12 protein-coding genes are annotated in these 15,781 nt (G+C 63.2%); all 12 read right to left on the bottom strand.

The features are described from left to right. Positions 1-82: 82 nt before the first annotated feature. Positions 83-1,348: a DUF3322 domain-containing protein gene (locus THIMADRAFT_RS00365; protein ID WP_007190952.1), complete on the bottom strand. Its 1,266-nt coding sequence runs from the start codon at positions 1,346-1,348 to the stop codon at positions 83-85. Beyond that, positions 1,345-4,794 carry an ATP-binding protein gene (locus THIMADRAFT_RS00360; RefSeq protein WP_233490099.1) on the bottom strand — a complete coding sequence of 1,150 codons (3,450 nt, stop codon included), beginning with the start codon at positions 4,792-4,794 and terminating at the stop codon, positions 1,345-1,347. Before THIMADRAFT_RS00360 ends, THIMADRAFT_RS00365 begins: the two co-directional genes overlap by 4 nt. Continuing rightward, positions 4,766-5,203, bottom strand: a complete 438-nt coding sequence (locus THIMADRAFT_RS00355) for a DUF29 domain-containing protein (protein ID WP_007190950.1) — start codon at positions 5,201-5,203, stop codon at positions 4,766-4,768. The genes THIMADRAFT_RS00360 and THIMADRAFT_RS00355 overlap by 29 nt, the downstream gene beginning before the upstream one ends. Before the next feature lie 332 nt (positions 5,204-5,535). Continuing rightward, positions 5,536-6,186 (bottom strand): DUF4194 domain-containing protein, encoded by a 651-nt coding sequence (locus tag THIMADRAFT_RS00350; protein WP_007190949.1) that lies wholly within the window; start codon positions 6,184-6,186, stop codon positions 5,536-5,538. A 2-nt stretch (positions 6,187-6,188) separates the two neighbouring features. Further along, entirely contained in the window at positions 6,189-7,643 is a 1,455-nt protein-coding gene (locus THIMADRAFT_RS00345; protein WP_007190948.1) for a DUF3375 domain-containing protein, read from the bottom strand. Between the two features lie 410 nt (positions 7,644-8,053). Continuing rightward, positions 8,054-9,571: a restriction endonuclease subunit S gene (locus tag THIMADRAFT_RS24265; protein WP_007190947.1), complete on the bottom strand. Its 1,518-nt coding sequence runs from the start codon at positions 9,569-9,571 to the stop codon at positions 8,054-8,056. Positions 9,572-9,574: 3 nt separating this feature from the next. Further along, positions 9,575-10,735, bottom strand: coding sequence for a PDDEXK nuclease domain-containing protein (locus THIMADRAFT_RS00335; protein ID WP_007190946.1), 1,161 nt, complete (start codon positions 10,733-10,735; stop codon positions 9,575-9,577). Beyond that, complete coding sequence (locus THIMADRAFT_RS00330; RefSeq protein WP_007190945.1) at positions 10,732-12,189, bottom strand: type I restriction-modification system subunit M; 1,458 nt, start codon at positions 12,187-12,189, stop codon at positions 10,732-10,734. Before THIMADRAFT_RS00330 ends, THIMADRAFT_RS00335 begins: the two co-directional genes overlap by 4 nt. 3 nt (positions 12,190-12,192) lie before the next feature. Next, positions 12,193-14,559 carry an EcoAI/FtnUII family type I restriction enzme subunit R gene (gene hsdR, locus THIMADRAFT_RS00325; RefSeq protein ID WP_007190944.1) on the bottom strand — a complete coding sequence of 789 codons (2,367 nt, stop codon included), beginning with the start codon at positions 14,557-14,559 and terminating at the stop codon, positions 12,193-12,195. Between the two features lie 214 nt (positions 14,560-14,773). Beyond that, positions 14,774-14,923, bottom strand: a complete 150-nt coding sequence (locus THIMADRAFT_RS27315; RefSeq protein WP_007190943.1) for a PIN domain-containing protein — start codon at positions 14,921-14,923, stop codon at positions 14,774-14,776. Between the two features lie 195 nt (positions 14,924-15,118). Next, positions 15,119-15,367 (bottom strand): antitoxin, encoded by a 249-nt coding sequence (locus tag THIMADRAFT_RS00320; protein ID WP_007190942.1) that lies wholly within the window; start codon positions 15,365-15,367, stop codon positions 15,119-15,121. Between the two features lie 267 nt (positions 15,368-15,634). Then, positions 15,635-15,769 (bottom strand): hypothetical protein, encoded by a 135-nt coding sequence (locus THIMADRAFT_RS28160; RefSeq protein WP_007190941.1) that lies wholly within the window; start codon positions 15,767-15,769, stop codon positions 15,635-15,637. Positions 15,770-15,781: the final 12 nt, after the last annotated feature.

The raw sequence follows: 15,781 nt of genomic DNA, 5'->3' as shown, positions 1-15,781 counted from the left end.
CGTCGCCGTAGGGTGGATAAGCGCAGCGCAGTCCACCAGCACCGGCGCGGGGTCCGGTGGACTTCGCTCTCGCTCGTCCACCCTACAGCCGGGATGATGAACGACGCCTGATCGGTGCGGCGATCGAGTCGATCCCCTCCACGGCCCGGCCGCTGTTCTCGAGCAGCGCATCCGCAAGTGCCGTCTCCACCCATCCGAACCCGATCCGTTCCTGCTCCAGACGCAAGCCTTTGCGGATGCGGTTGTCGCGCAGGTCGTCGAACAAGGCTCGTTCCGACGCCGTGAGCCGGGGCAGATCGTGCATGACCTGATCGGGCTCCTCGCCCCAGAAGGTCTCGTGTGCCATCAGGGTGGCGCGATCCATCAAGAAGGAGGCCACTTGACCGAATCGGCCGCGGAGCTGGTCGAGGATGGCGAAGCCGTGGGTGTCGATGTCGCCCCAGTAGTGCAGGGTGCAGGCCCCGAGCCACTCGGCGCGGGCCAGTGCATCCCAGCCGTAGCCCGAGCCGAAGACGACCAGCGAGGCGGTCGCGTCCGGGAAGGCGAGAAAGTTGACCTCGTTCTCCGTGATGAAAACCCGTCGAATCGGGATCGCGAGCCGGGCGAAGCTCTCCGCATCCAGGGTGACGTCCGCGCGCGCGGGACTGGGCAGCAAGCGAACAGCGTCATCGAGCAGGCGAAACCGGACCCGGTTGGGCTTGTCGAGAAAGCCGTAGCGCGCGGCGAACCGACCGACGCCGACGCGATCCGCAGCGACCGCCTCCGCCGGCAAGACAAGATCCAACAGCTCCGAGAGCACCCCACGATGCGCCTCGATGAACTTGCTGTGGATACCCGGGATGTCGACCTGCCGGATGTAGATTCCGGGACGCGGGTGGCGGCTCAGCCAGTCCACGACGGCCAGTAGGCGCTCCCAGTCGTCGGCCAGCGCGATCGCCTGCAAGGGACGTTGGCCGAGCCACTCGAGCAGCGCCGGTTGCCGCGATCGCGTCATCTCCAGGCAACGCGTGAACCGGGCCGCATCGCCCCGTCGGCCGATCAGTGCGAGCGCGTCGTCGAGTCGGTCGACCCAGAGGGTCTCGGGCAGACGCTGAGGACCGAGCACGCGATGATTGACCGCGCGCCATTCGATCCGCAGACGCGGGATAGTCGTCAGCTCGGCAATCCAGGCGCGCACCGCCTCGAACCGATCGGCCAGATCCGCGGAGCCTGGTCCCTTCAGCCTCAGACGCAGCGGGAATCCGCTCGCGCTGGCCACGTCGTCCGTGACCAGCGGGCGCAGCAGCTCGCCACGCTCCCAGAGTCGGTTCAGTTGCGCCTTGAGATCCGCCGCTGTCGTCCAGCTCATGCCGGCACGCTTGCGCTCGGCTCGGCCTTGCGCGCTCTGGACTCCTCGCGATATTCCTCGATCGTCAGATTGCGCAGCTTGGACTCCCGACCGCCTTCGTTGTGCACGAAGCCCACGGCGGAGACGAAGGGTTCGATGATGTGGATCTTCTGCAGCGGCGTGACGATCAGCAGTTGCAGGTTGAGCTGTTGAAAGAGCCGTAGACCGTACTGGGCTGACTCGTCCGAGCCGCGCCCGAAGGCCTCGTCGATCACGACGAAGCGGAAGGAGCGCGAGCGCACGGCGCCCCATTCCAGCCCGAATTGATAGGCGAGGCTGGCGGCCAGGATGGTGTAGGCGAGCTTTTCCTTCTGGCCGCCGGATTTGCCGCCCGAGTCCGAGTAGTGCTCATGCTCGGTCCCGTCCTCGCGCCAGCGCTCGCTTGCGGCGAACAGGAACCAGTTGCGCACATCGGTGACCTTGGCCGTCCAACGCCTGTCCGAATCGGTCTGGCCCTCGCGCCCGCGGAAGCGCTCGATGATGGTCTTCACCTGCAGGAACTTGGCCTCGGAATACTGCGCATCCTCGGAGCCGGTCAGGGCACCCTCGGTGCAGGCACGCAGCTCGGACTGGAAATCGCGGATCTCGGCGTCCGGGCTGATCTGGGATTCGAGCGCGATATAACGTCCCGGGTTGTAGTCGATCTGGGTGAGCGACTCATTGATGCGGCCGATGCGCTCTTTGATGGTCTCGCGCTCGCGGGCGAGCTGGGCATTGAAGTTGGCGATCTCGTTGATGGTGTTGACGTTCAACAGCTCCTTGAAGCGCTCCTCGAAGCGGGGCAGGTCGTCGCGTCCCAGCTGATCGAGCTGTTGTCGGTACTCGAAGGCCGCCTCGACGTTGGCGTCGAGCTCCCGGGTTTCGAGCTCGAAGGCGTTCTTGTAGGCCACCATTGCGGTGATGATCCGGTTGAGCAGGGTATTGATCTTGCCGCTTTCGTTGTTGATCCGGTTCTGGAGCCAGGCGCGCATATCCTGCTCGCGGTTGTCGCAGGACTCCACGGTCAGTTGATGCTCGCCGAGCGCCTCGCTGCGCATGGTCTCGAGCCGCTCGGTCAGCTCGGCTGGCGCCGCGGGCCGCTCCGCGTCACCGCTCGGCGCGAGGATCGCGCGGGTCTGCACTTGGAGTGCCTCGGCATCCTCCTGCTTTTGCTCGATCTTGGCGCGTTTCGATCTCGCCTCTTCCAGCTCGCCCTCGATCACCGCAAGCGCTTGGACGGCCTCGCCCAGGCGCTCATTGAGCTGTTTGAGCAGATCGGATGCCGATTCCAAGCGTTGCCGCTCGTCGATCAGTGCGGCGACCTCGGTCGCGACCGAAGCCCAGTCCAGCTCGTTGAAGTCGACAAACTCTTCCAGGCGCGTCAGTGCGTTCAGGCGGTCACCGAGCGCCTGTCGCTCGGACAAGAGCTTGCCCGTGGTTGCGGCGATCTCGGCGAGATGTGCCTCGAGCCGGCGACGCTTGGCCTCCAGCGTTTCGATCTTGGCCGCGTTGGTCCAGCCCAGGACATAGCGACTGCGGTCGTCGATGCGGTGACGGTCGTCCTTCTCGTGACGTCCGGTCGGGTCCTTGATCTGGCCGGCGCGTGTGATGGCACGGGTCTCGCGCCTGAACTGCTCCTGCGTGATGCAACAGGCTACGTCGAAACGGTGCGCCAGCTCGCGCTCGAGCCAGTCGTAGAAAGGCGAGTCCGGTTTGACGGCGATCTTGCGCACCAGCGAATCACGGTGCAGCTCGGGCAGGTCGCCCCGTCCCCCTGTGTGCAACTGGGCACGCACCCGGGCGCGCACATGGAAATAGACCAGCCGACCGCGCAGCTGGGCGCCGTCGACCCACTCGGCGACCGCCTTGTAGGCCGTGTCCGGCACCAAGAGGGACAGGCCGAAGCCGCGCATCAGTCGCTCGGCCGCACCTTCCCAGTCGCGTTCGTCATCACGCACCTGCAGCAGCTCGCCCGCGAAGGGCATCGACTCCTCCGTAAGACCCAGCGCCTCGCAGAGCGCGGCACGGATCCGGATCTGCTGGTCGTCGATATTGCTGCGGCGACGCTTCAGGCTCTCGATCTCGGCCTGAAGGGCGTCGCGTTCGAGCTGGCCTTGGCGCAGGGTCACGCTGTGCTCGGTCACCGCGTTCTGCAGATCGCTGTCGCGCGCCTGCAAACCCTCACGCATCTCCGCGAGCCGACGCCGTTGCGCAAGGAAGGCCGTTTCGTCCGCGGCCGGACTCTCGTCGAGACCGGCCGTCAGCTCGGCGTAACGTCGTGCCTTGTTCTGCCGGGCGTCGCGCAGCGCCTCCAGCTTCTTGATCTCGGCGGCCAGGCGTTCGAGACGGTCCCCGCCGTTTTCGGCCACCGCGCGTTTGAGCTCGTAGACCTGGTTGCCTTGCTCCTCGCGGCGGCCCTCAAGGCGCTTGACCAAGGCATCGACGCGCTCCCGGTCTTCTTGCAGGTGCGCGAGACGTTTCTCGAGCAGCGCCAGTTTCAAGCCCGCGAAGTAGACACGTAATCCGTCACGGCAGCCTCTGAGATCCTCGACCTCGCGCGTCAGGCCGGCATGACGTTCGCAGTCCGCCACCAAGGGCGTGAGCATCTCGACCTGGCGCTTGGCCTTGAGCACCGCCTCGTGCGCGCGGTTGAGGTCGTCGAAGTGCGCGATCAGCGCCTTGATGCGGGGCTCCACCGCGAAGGGCTCCAGCATATGTCCGCGCACGAAATCGGTGAGGTTGCCGACGGACTTCATCGAGACCGTCTGATGGAAGAGCTCGAGCGCCTGTTCGCTGTCGATGCCCAGTCGGCGCCGGAACCAGGCGCCGTATTTGGGGAAGGCGTCCTCGATCTCGGCACCGAGCCCGCGCAGCTTCTTGCGCAGTTGAGCGATGTCGGTTCCGAAGCGGGAGAAATCGGTCGCGATCGCGAGATCACGCTCGGCGCAGACGAAGAAGCGTGCCGGCTGACCCTGCGCCTCCTTCATCCAGAAGACCTGCGCGAGTGTGACGGTCTGGTCGTAGCCGGCGTTGTGGAAGACGCCGAGGATGACGGAGTAATTGTTGTGATCGCGCAGACTCACGGGCTTGGCCGCCCCGGTCACCTCGTTGCGCTCGGACTTGTAATGCCCGAGCACGTAGGAGCGCAGCGTGCGTTCCTTGCTGTCCGCACCCGCGGCCTTGTTGTAGGCGATGCGCTGGGCCGGGACCAACAGGGTCGTCACGGCATCCACCAGGGTCGACTTGCCCGAGCCGATATCGCCGGTCAGCAGCCCGTTCTTGCCGTCGAGCAACAGGGTCCAGACGCGACCGTTGAAGGTGCCCCAGTTGAAGACCTCCAGACGCGACAGACGAAAGCCGGACAGGCGGTCGTCGGCGATGAAGTCCAGGTCGAGCGATTCAAGCGGCTGCATCGGGCCAGTGATCATCCAGTATCTGTTCGACGGTGAAAGGGCATACGGCGGGAAACAGCGTCTCCTCGACGCCGATCTCACGTGCGGCCTGAAGTGTCGCCTTGGCGTAGGCGTCGTGGATAAAGGGATCGAGACGGGCGCGAAGACTCGGATTGTCACGGAGTAAGGCCGCCACATCGAGTCGTTGGATCTTGATGGTCAAGCGCCAACTGTTGCCGCGTCGCTCCGGCTGATACCGCCACTTCAGCAGGTGCGCCAGGAGTATCGCCAGACGGTTGATCAATTCGCGCCGCTCGCTTGCCCCCATGCTGTCCAACTCCTCGATCAGATGCGCCACATCCAAGTCATCGAACCGCCCTTGCCGCAGGAGGCTCGCCTGGCGCTCGACCCATTCGGAGAAATCCTGCTCGTAAAGAGGTGTCATGAAACGCCTCGCACCCTTTGCGTTGAATGATCGTCACATCGTCACGCGATTGCCGAATGGTTTCAACCCCTTGCGCTCGTCGCCCCGGCCTTGCTGATCCTTTCGTCCAGGCCTCTCGGGTTCCCCGGCCGGATGCCAAACTCCGGCCGCACGCCCGGGTACGCCGACTTCAGTCGGCTCGCGCGCTTGGGCGGCTTCAGTCGCCCGAGCGCGCTCGCACGGCGGACTGAAGTCCGCCTCCCCAGGAGCCGACTAAAGTCGGCGTACCCGGGCGGCGATCTGGACACTGCCGATGTGGCCGAAACGATGATCGAGGCCGTCGCCCTGACGGCTCAAGCGCCCTTGTCCGGATCGACCTGCGCCCGATAGACCGCCAGCCGTGCGTCGAAGTCCGCCAACCATTGGGCATCGACGAAGGCCTTCAGGATCCGCCGCACCTCGTAGCTGTCCGGGCCGCGGGCGGAGCCGCCGGCTGTCTTGAGCCGGCGCAGGAAGCCCAGCTCGACGACCTTGTTGATGTGGGTCTCGATCTGGTCGATGAGTCTCGCCTCGTTGCTGCTCTGCGGCAGAAAGACCCGCACCAGCTCGACGATCTCGTCGCGCGAGAGCACGAGTCGCGTCTCGGCTCCGCCGGCATCGAACTCGGCGAGCTTCTTGCGCAGCAAGGCCAGCAAGAGGCTGACCGGAAACGACAGTGGCCGACGCGCGACCAGACGCGGCAGCTTGGGCGCGGCCTCGTCCTCGGCGGTCTCGGCGCGGCTCTTGAGGAAGGCGTAGCCTTCCGCCTCGTCGAGCACCAGCTCCAGTCCGAGCACCGACACATAGTCCCGAACCCGCGCCTGCAGGTCGACCAGCGTGCCCCAGAGTCGCTCGTCGCCCTCGCGATAGATGACCCCTTTGAGCAGGCCGATCACCAGCGCGGACAGCTCCGCCCCGGCCGCGAGCGCCGGGGCGTCCCGGGCCTGTCCTTGGTCGTCGTCCATCCTCACCTCTCTCTGACAAAGATGACGCGGGGCAGTCGGGCGGCCTTTTGGACCGCCATGCCGTCGCCGGTGCGCGTCTCCCAGACAATCACCTCCGGGGCATTCTCGTCCAGGGTCGTCTTAAAGGCGCCGCTACCCAACTGAAGATAGGCCACCAGCTCCGCGAGGCCCTGCGTCAAGGGCTGCAGCTCGGTCAGCTCGCGCAGCGTGACCTGGGAGCGATCCTGCAAGGCATGGCGGATGTGTCGGGCAAGCTGCGCGCGGTCGACCACGACCTGCGCATAGAGCGCATCGGCGTCCAGATCGGCGTCGCCTGCCTGCAGCTCTAGATCCGCGATCACCGGCTTCAGGGGCGGGGTGTAGAGCGGGCGCTCCATCGGCAGCTCGATAGCGGCGGCGGACTCGGCAATGCGCATCACCTCGCCCGTCGGCTGATGCTCGCGCAGGGCCAGCGCCTTGGCCTCGATCCCGTGCAGGATGTCCATGATGCGCCGGTTCTCGAGCCACGCCTGATCGTCGAGAAAGCGCCGCAGCTGCTGCGAGAGCTGCGCGACCGTGCGTTGGGTGTGCTCGCCGGCCTCGAGCCAGTCGTAATGCACCCGGCGGGTGCGCGCATCCGGCTTCAGCTCCGCGACCGGGGGCAGGGCGAGCACCCGGTCCAACAGCTCGGTCAGCTCCTCCTGCCGACGGCTGGACATGAGGAAATCCCAAAAGGCCCTGAAGCTGCGTCCCTGGTCGGAGTCGGCGATGGCGTCGCGCTCGCCCATGATCTCTTCCAAGAGCGCGCCCTTCGCACCCTCCCAGAGCGCGATCCGCTCGCGCACCCGCCGATCGAGCAGACGGAAGTTATGCTCGACCTCGCGAAAGTCGGTCAACAGCTCACGTGCCAACTGCATGAACTGCTGGAAGCGATCCTTCAGCGCCGTGTCGTCCAACAGCGGCACGTCGCCGCCCAGCACCCGCGCGATCTCGGCATCGATCTCGTCGCGCCGCTTGACGAGCTCCGCGATGCGCTTCTCGGGATCGGCCTCGCTGCCCTCGCTCATCTGCTTGAGCAGCTCGAACAGGGTCAAGAGCCGCGACTCCGTCCCCACGAAGCTGCGCTCGGAGAGGGTGTCGAGCCAGGCGATCGCCTTCTCGGTCGACGGTGTCAGATCGAACTGCGGCTCGTCCGAGTCACGGGCGTAGAACTTACGGAGCCAGCCCTTCTCCGGGCCCGCCCAATCGTTGAGATAGTCCAACGCCGGTTTGGGGAAGCTGCCCTCGCCGAGACGCTCGCGCAGTGCATACAACTCGTCTTCGAGCGCCTCGGCCAGATCCGCCGCCGCCATCACCCGGACGTTGGGCTGAACGAAGACGCGGTTCAGAAAGCTCGCCACCAGCGGGGCATGATCCGAGCGCAGCAGCCGCCATGCGGGGTGATGGGTGCGCAGGGTGTCGAGGGTGGCGAAGTCCATGGTTCGAGGATGAAGCCTCAGGAGTGGATCGGCTGCGACCTTTGGTGGATCCGGGGGGCCTTGCTCGGAAGACCGGCAACCCAAAGAATCACTCGCTCGTGACACCCGCTCTGCGGTGTCACGCATGCGCCTGGCGCTCTGCGCCACGTGGCACGATGGACGGAGTTACGAGCAAGGCCGATCCGGGGTGCGGACCTCGGATCAGCTCGTGCGATCGTCATCCACTCGGGGCATCCCGCACCCTTGGACATACCGGCACCCACGAACGGGATGACGTAACTGCGCTGACAAGATCGCTTCAACGTCCTCATCGTCGATGACCGCGTCGAAGCGGAGTTCTTGCCTACGCCCGCGAGCTCTTCAAGGGTGGCTTCGTGCTCGAAGGGTCTTTGTGGACGCATCGGCATCGATCAGACCTGAGCGGTGAGCTCAGCGACGAGGGCTTCGAGTAGGTTCGCGGCGGTGGCGCGGGAGGCTGCGAGCTGCGTTTCCAAGGCGTCCACCAAGGCCATCAGTTGGTCCACTTTGGCGACGATCCGGCGTTGTTCGGCGAGGGGTGGGACTGGGATCGCAAATCCTTTGATTTCAACCATTGAGATGTTGTCGTTCGTAGAGTTTTTCGCTTTCCGGATGACTTCCTGGGTCATCTCCGATCTGATCGCAATATCGACGTAACTCGGATCTATGTTCTCGGACACTTTGATCGTCGCGACCCGCTGATTCACAACCATCGGCTCTGGCAGACACCTCACGAAGTAGCTCTTGCCAACGGTCCCTCCAGTCATTGCCATCAAAATATTACTCTCGGCGAGCGTGAACTTTCGAAGATCAGGACTGAACGGATACCGAACAACTTTGTGATCTTTAAAGCCGTATTCGTCGAAGTCTGAGATTCGAACAACTCTTATGCCTTCATCCGTGTAGGCAGTGCTTTTGAATGCGAAGCCACCGTTGATTTCCGCGAGTTGGCTCAACTGAGTCCACTTCCATTGGTCAGGTATCTCGAATGGCGCATCGGCACTCAATTCTTCGTTCCGACCGACGCTGTTCTCCGCCGGTTCGTCCTTGGGATCTTGGGGGACGAGTTTGCCTTGGACGGCGAGGGTGAGGATAGACTTCCGTAAGTCTGAAGGTTGGATGCTGAAGGATGAATGGAAGAGAAAATCGAGGTTGGCCGGGGTAGGCAAGTCGGCAAAGCGGGCCAGCGACGCGCGGGCGAGCGCGGCGTGCCGCGTCTCCCGTTCCTGCTGCTGCGCCTCCAGCCGATCACACAACGCCATCAACTCATCCACCTTCGCCACGATCCGCTTCTGCTCGGCGAGCGGTGGGAGGGAGACTTCAATCTCGCCAAGTGCGCCTTGATTTACGGCAGGCACTGAAGTTCCTGACTGATACTCCGCGAGATCTATCGCACTCAGAACGAGGAAGAGCCAATGCGTGCTGCACGACTCGTTCGGAATGATTCCTGAACAATTGTTGTCAATGGCCGTAGGCCGCACGAGCACACGTCGCTTATTTGTCGCAATGGCTCCACCAATCTTGGGGAAAATCACTGTGCCAGGCGGATGCACCTTTATCCGCAGGCGTTTCGCCGCCGCTTCGTCGATTGTGTGGTTCGTCTTGAGGATCTCGCGCTCATTCCCCGAAAGATTCATGTCGCTTACTTTTGAGAACAAAATCGGCCGATCAGCGTGCCCTTGTTCAGCCACCGGGAAACCGCAACCTTGCGCCCAAGAGCCCAGACTGTCCAAGCGAACTTGCGGAAAGCTCAATTCATCGCCTTGCGATTTCAATCGCCCTTGAACAGCCAGTTGCAGAATCAGCTTCCGCATCTTCGCCACCGTATCGGGTGCGGCGGCGAACTGGTCGAACTTCTGGAGGAACGTTTGAAGGATGAGAGATGAAGGGGCAGCGCGATCCGATTTCATACTTCAATCTTCATCCTTCATACTTAAAGAAAGTTCCGCCTCAATATCCTCGATACTCGGCAAGCTGCTCGCCAATGCCGCAGGCAGCGCCCGAGTCAATTCATAGTCAGCAATACCAATCGGCTTATTGATGTCGCGCAGGGCATATTCCGCGAGGATGCGGTCTTTCGTCTGGCACAGGATAAGTCCGATCGTTGGCGCGTCATCTTCGTGGCGGACTTTGTCATCGACGACCGAGCAGTAGAAATTCATCTTCCCCGCATATTCGGGCTTGAAATCACCCTTCTTGAGATCGACCACGACGAAGCAGCGCAGGTGAAGGTGGTAGAACAGCAAGTCGAGATAGAACTCGTGGTCGCTGACCTCTAGCCGGTACTGGCGGCCCACGAAGGCGAAGCCGCGTCCGAGCTCGATCAGAAAGGTCTGGATGTGTGCAAGCAGGCCGGTTTCGAGCTCGCGTTCGTGGAATGGCTCTTCCAGCGTCAGGAAGTCGAAGAGGTAGGGGTCCTTTAGTAGCCCTTGAGCGATGCCGGCATGAATCTGCGGCAGTGTGCTCGCGAAGTTGGTCACGGCGCCGCCTTGACGCTCGTGCGCCCGCTGCTTGATCTGAACCGTGAGCGTCTCGCGGCTCCAGCCCTGGTCCAGGGTCTGTCGGGCATACCAGAGACGGGTCGGCGGATCCTTGATCTTTTCAATGAGTATGACGTGATGGAACCAGGGGATTCCGAAGGCGAGCGCAGCAGGCATTGCACCGGTGTCGGTTTCAGCCTCGGCGGATGCCAATTGTGCCGCAGGCTGCGGCACAATTGCGGATCCATGCTCGTCGAGTCTCTGCAAAAGTGCCGCAGGCGGCGGCACTGCACCAGTAGCGGGATGCAGCAACCTCGGGTATTCGCGAAAAAATCGCAGCATCCGCTTGATGTTCCGTTCTGAAAATCCCTTCTGCTCAGGCAGTTCGTTCTTCAAATCCAGGGCCAGTCGCGGGATGACCCCAGCCCCCCAGCCTTCCCGTTCCTGCCGCGCGGCGATCAGGCAGCCGATATCCCAATAGAGGCGGATCATCTCGGCATTGGCGGACAGGGCCGCGCGGCGCTGGGCTTGGCGGACACGGGCCTTGATGTCCCCGAGCAGGTCGCGATAGTCAGCAAGCTCTTGAGCCTTCATCGCGTCAGGGCCTCCATGAGCTGTGCCTTCAACTGCCCGCGGGTCTCGGCGATCTGGGCGAGGAGCTTTTCGTATTCGGGTAGAAGGTGGTCCAGATCCCCCGGACCTGTGTCCGAATTGTGAGGATTCTTGAGGTCGAGGTTGAAGTTGCCGGCCTTGATGGTGTCGATGGAGACGCGCCAGGCCTGCTCGTTTTCCACGCGAGCCTTTAAGCCGTCCTGCTCGTCGCCCCACCAGGCGCGCTCGGCCTCGAACTCTTCGATGCGGATGGGTTTGCCCTTGTTGTAGCTCTTGGCGCCGGGCGGATAGGGGTGCTCGTAGTACCAAACGTGGGTGGTGGGCGCACCCTTGTTGAAGAAGAGCAGGTTGGTGCGGATGCCGGTGTAGGGATTGAAGACACCGTTGGGCAGGCGGACGATGGTGTGGAGGTTGCAGTCGGTGAGCAGGGCCTCTTTGATCCGGGTCTTCACGCCTTCGCCGAAGAGGGTGCCGTCGGGCAGCACCAGGCCGGCGCGGCCGCCGGGCTTGAGGACTTTCATCAGCAGTACGAGGAAGAGGTCGGCGGTCTCCCGGGTGCGGAACTCGGCGGGGAAATTGGCCTCGATGCCGTCCTCCTCCATGCCGCCGAAGGGCGGATTGGTGACGATGACGTCCACCCGCTCCTTGGGTCCCCAGTCACGCAAGGGACGCGCGAGGGTGTTGTCGTGGCGGACGTTGGAGGGGACGTCGATGCCGTGCAGGAGCAGATTGGTCATGCACAGGACGTGCGGGAGGTGCTTCTTCTCGATCCCGGCGAAGCAGTCCTGGATGGTGCGCTCGTCGGCCTCGGTCTTGGCCTGTTTGCGCAGGTGCTCGATGGCGCAGACGAGGAAGCCGCCGGTGCCGCAGGCGGGGTCGAGGAGGGTCTCGCCGAGGCGAGGATTGACCTGCTCGACGATGAACTGGGTGACGGCGCGCGGGGTGTAGAACTCCCCGGCATTCCCGGCGGACTGCAGATCCTTCAGCAGCTTCTCGTAGATGTCGCCGAACAGGTGGCGGTCATCGGAGGCGTTGAAGTCGATGCCGTTGATCTTGTTGATCACCTGCCGCATCAGGGTGCCATTCTTCATGTAGTTGTTGGCATCCTCGAAGCTCATGCGGATGAGCCCGGCGATTTTGTCGCCGCCGCCAGTCAGGGCCTTGAGCCTGGGCAGCAGGCTGTTGTTGACGAAGTCGAGCAGGGCATCGCCGGTGATGCCTTCGTCGTCCGCCGCCCAACTGGACCAGCGCAGCCGCTCGGGGAGTGGCGAGCGGTAGTCGTCCCGCAACAGCTCCAGCTCCTTCTCGCGGTCGTCGAAGATCTTGAGGAAGAACATCCAGCCGAGTTGTTCGAGCCGCTGCGCGTCGCCGTAGGTGCCGGCGTCCTTGCGCATGATGTCCTGGATGGTCTTGACGAGATTGGAAACATTTGGCATGGGTCAGGCGGCCTTCTGATACAGGGCGGTTTCAAGTTGACGCACGGCGGCAAGATAGGCGCTCTTGCCGCCGAAGAGTTTGACGATTTCCATCGGGGTGCCCAAGGTGGGCAGCGGGTCCACCTTGAGGATGTCCAGGGACTCGACGCTGCGGATGCCGGCATCGGCGTATTTCTGGAGCAGGGCATCGAGGACAGCGCGGGCCTGGTCGCCATAGGTGCCGAAGACGTTGCGCTTGCGCACCTTCTCGGCCCGTTCCTGCCGCGTCAGGGGCGGTTGGTCGAAGGCGACGTGGCAGACGAGATCGAAGGCGTCGTAGTCGCGGCCGACCTGTTCGGCGAGCTCGTCGAGGAACACACCTTGGGCGACAAGCTCTTCCAGGATGACCTGCTTGCGGTCGGCGTCGTTCCAGGCGTTGAGGAAGGCGTCCAGGGAGGCGTAGGTCTTGCGCAAGGTCTTGCGGGAGTAGTCCCGCAAGGACTCGGTGATGAGCTTGCCGTCCGCATCGAGGTACTGCACCCGCTCCGTGACGATGCGGACCTCGACGTCGTCCACGTAGTAGCGCGTGACGCCGGGGCCGGACGTGTCTTGATTGCCGTCGAACGGATCAGCGTCGCCCTCCCCGCCGGCCTCTCCTTCCCCTTCCTGCGGCTTATCGTCCGGCGGGATGGGCGGCTGATCGGGGCCTGGCTCGTAGATCTGTACGGGATCGCCATCGAAGTCCGGGTCGGCGAAAAGGGCGGTCGCCCGCCGGAAATCCATGATGGTGAAGTAGAGCTTGTTGTAGTCCTCGTTGATGCGGGTGCCGCGGCCGATGATCTGCTTGAACTCGGTCATGGAGTCGATGCGTTTGTCGAGCACGATCAGGTGGCAGGTCTGGGCATCCACACCGGTGGACATGAGCTGGGAGGTGACGGCGATGACGGGAAAGGTGGATTCCGGGTCGATGAAATTGTCGAGCTGTGCCTTGCCCTCGTCGTTGTCGCCGGTGATGCGCATCACGTACTTGCTGTTGGCGGCTGCCAGGTCCGGGTTAGCATTGACCAGGGCCTGACGCATGCGCTCCGCATGGTCGATGTTTTGGCAGAAGACGATGGTCTTGGCGAAACGGTCCGTCGCCTTGAGAAACTCGGTGATCTTGGCGGCGACCAGGGTGGTGCGTTGGTCGAGGACGAGGTTCTTGTCGTAGTCGCTGTCGTTGTATTCGCGGTCCTCGATGGCATGACCGAACCTGTCGGTTTGCCCGGACTCCGGGCGCCAGCCGTCGAGATCCCGATCAAGCCCGATGCGTACGACCTTGTAGGGCGCGAGAAAGCCGTCCGAGATGCCCTGCCGCAACGAGTAGGTGTAGATGGGCTCGCCGAAGTAGTCGATGTTCGAGACCTCTTTGGTCTCCTTGGGGGTGGCCGTCATCCCGATCTGGGTCGCCGTGGAGAAGTATTCGAGCACCTTTCGCCAGGCGGCATCGTCCGCGGCGCTGCCCCGATGACACTCGTCCACGAAGACCAGATCGAAGAAATCCGGGGAGAACTGCCTGTAAATGTTCTGCTCTTCCTCGGTACCGGTCACCGCTTGATAGAGGCAGAGATAGATCTCGAACGCCTTGTCCACCGTGCGGTTGGTGATCTTGGTCATGGCCTGACCGAAGGGCTTGAAGTCGTTGGTCTTGGTCTGGTCGGCCAGGATGTTGCGGTCCACCAGAAACAGGATGCGTTTCTTGGCGCCCGATCGCCACAGCCGCCAGATGATCTGAAAGGCGGTGTAGGTCTTGCCCGTCCCCGTGGCCATGACCAGCAGGATTCGGCTCGCGCCGCGGGCAATGGCCTCCACGGTGCGGTTGATGGCAATGCGCTGGTAATAGCGGGGGGCCTTGCCGGAACCGTCGTCAAAATAGTCCTGAACCGTGACGGCCTGCCCTTCCGCGACCAACCCCTTGGCCTTGCAGTAGCGCGCCCAGAGCTCGGCCGGGGTGGGGAATTGGTCGAGGGGGATTTCGCGCGTCACGGCTCCGGTGGTCACCGTGCGGTCGTGTTCCAGAAAGGCGTCGCCGTTGGAGCTGTAGACGAAGGGAATATCGAGGGTTTCCGCGCAGTCCAGCGCTTGCTGCATGCCGTCGCCGACGGCGTGATTGTTGTCCTTAGCCTCGATGAGGGCGAGCGGGATGTTGGGCCTGTACACGAGGACGTAGTCGGCGCGTCTGGCGACGCCACGCTTCACCGTCTTCCCGCGAACGATGACCCGGCCTCTGGTGAAGTAGACCTCCTCGCGCACCTGTGTCAGGAGGTCCCACTTGTCCCCATGCGCACCGACCAGCGCGGGCGTGATGAACTTGGAGCGAATGTCTGCTTCGGTCAGCGCCTTCTTGTTCATGCCCGGGTGAGCTTCCCTGTTGGATTCACGGTGCGCGGGGCTCGGAGACGGGCTGACGTCCCAAGAATACGAGCCCAACCTTGTACCGGCAGTTCGGGCGCCAGTCTACGCAACTCCATAGGGAAGGGGGAGCCCCGGCCGCGCGGCTCGGGATGACGATTCTCTGGCGGAAGTAAGGGTGGATAGTCGGCGATGGTGGAATCGTCCGGCAAGGTCAGCACGGAATGTCGTGGGGGCAAGGGGCGGATCCCTTTCCGTAGCCGCGCCGAGCGAGCGTCGCGGCCACCGTTCCCCGGGGTTGACGGATCAGCGCGGAGAGGATGTTGGTGTCGAGCAGGTAGCGCAGGCCCGCAATGTTTGCCATGGCACTTAAACCGCGTCCAGAGCGAGATGCCCATTTTCCAGCGAGAACGACGTTTCGCGCATCCACGGCCCTTAGCGTGGACGCGGTTTAAAATTCTAGTTCTTTTTAATATCTAAACCGCGCCGACTTCAGCGGTCGTCAAGTTTGCCGGGGCCGATCCCATCCAAAAACATCGCATACCGCACCGGGCGCGGTTTAAAGTCGGATGTCGTCCAACCGAAAGGGCAATAGCCCTTCGTCGACATCGGGGAGGGTCTCGTCCAACATCTCCCATCCGGCGAGTAGCGTGGCGAGGTCCGGCCGTCGCTTCACCGGCTCGACGATCAGACGCTCGCCGTCCTTGCGGATAATCGCCTCGTCCGCGTCCAGCTCGAGCTCCCGAGGGATGCGTAAAGCTTGATTGCGACCGTTGCGAAACAGGCGGACGTGGCGTTCAGGGTGCATAGGAGATCGATCCGACGGGAAGGGCGAAGACATACGCGCGAGCATATGCCAATTGCTGGGGTCGCGCGAGATGTCGGGAGCGGCGGTTGTGGAAATGCTCTCTGCGCTTCATGCGCGGCAACTATTTTGCGTGCAGGCCGGGTGAGGCAACAGGGCTAAGTGCCGTCGGTCGCTGCGCAGAAAGACGTCGATGGCGGCAAAGGCGACTCGCGTGTTTGCGTACACGAAAAGATGGTTGAGGCCGAGCCTCTCTACCATTGCGACCGCTTAGGCAAGGATGTCTTTGTGGTAACCGGTCTGACGCAGGAACAACGCTGCTTCCAGCGCGCCTGGATCGCGCATGCCGGGCGCTGCGCCATAGCGCCGGATCAAGAGAGTGTGTATGCCGATGACATCGGCCATGGTTGGATAATC

Origin of the sequence: Thiocapsa marina 5811, assembly GCF_000223985.1 — a bacterium.
GTDB classification, from domain to species: Bacteria; Pseudomonadota; Gammaproteobacteria; order Chromatiales; family Chromatiaceae; genus Thiocapsa; species Thiocapsa marina.
This window is presented reverse-complemented; position numbering and strand designations above follow the sequence as displayed.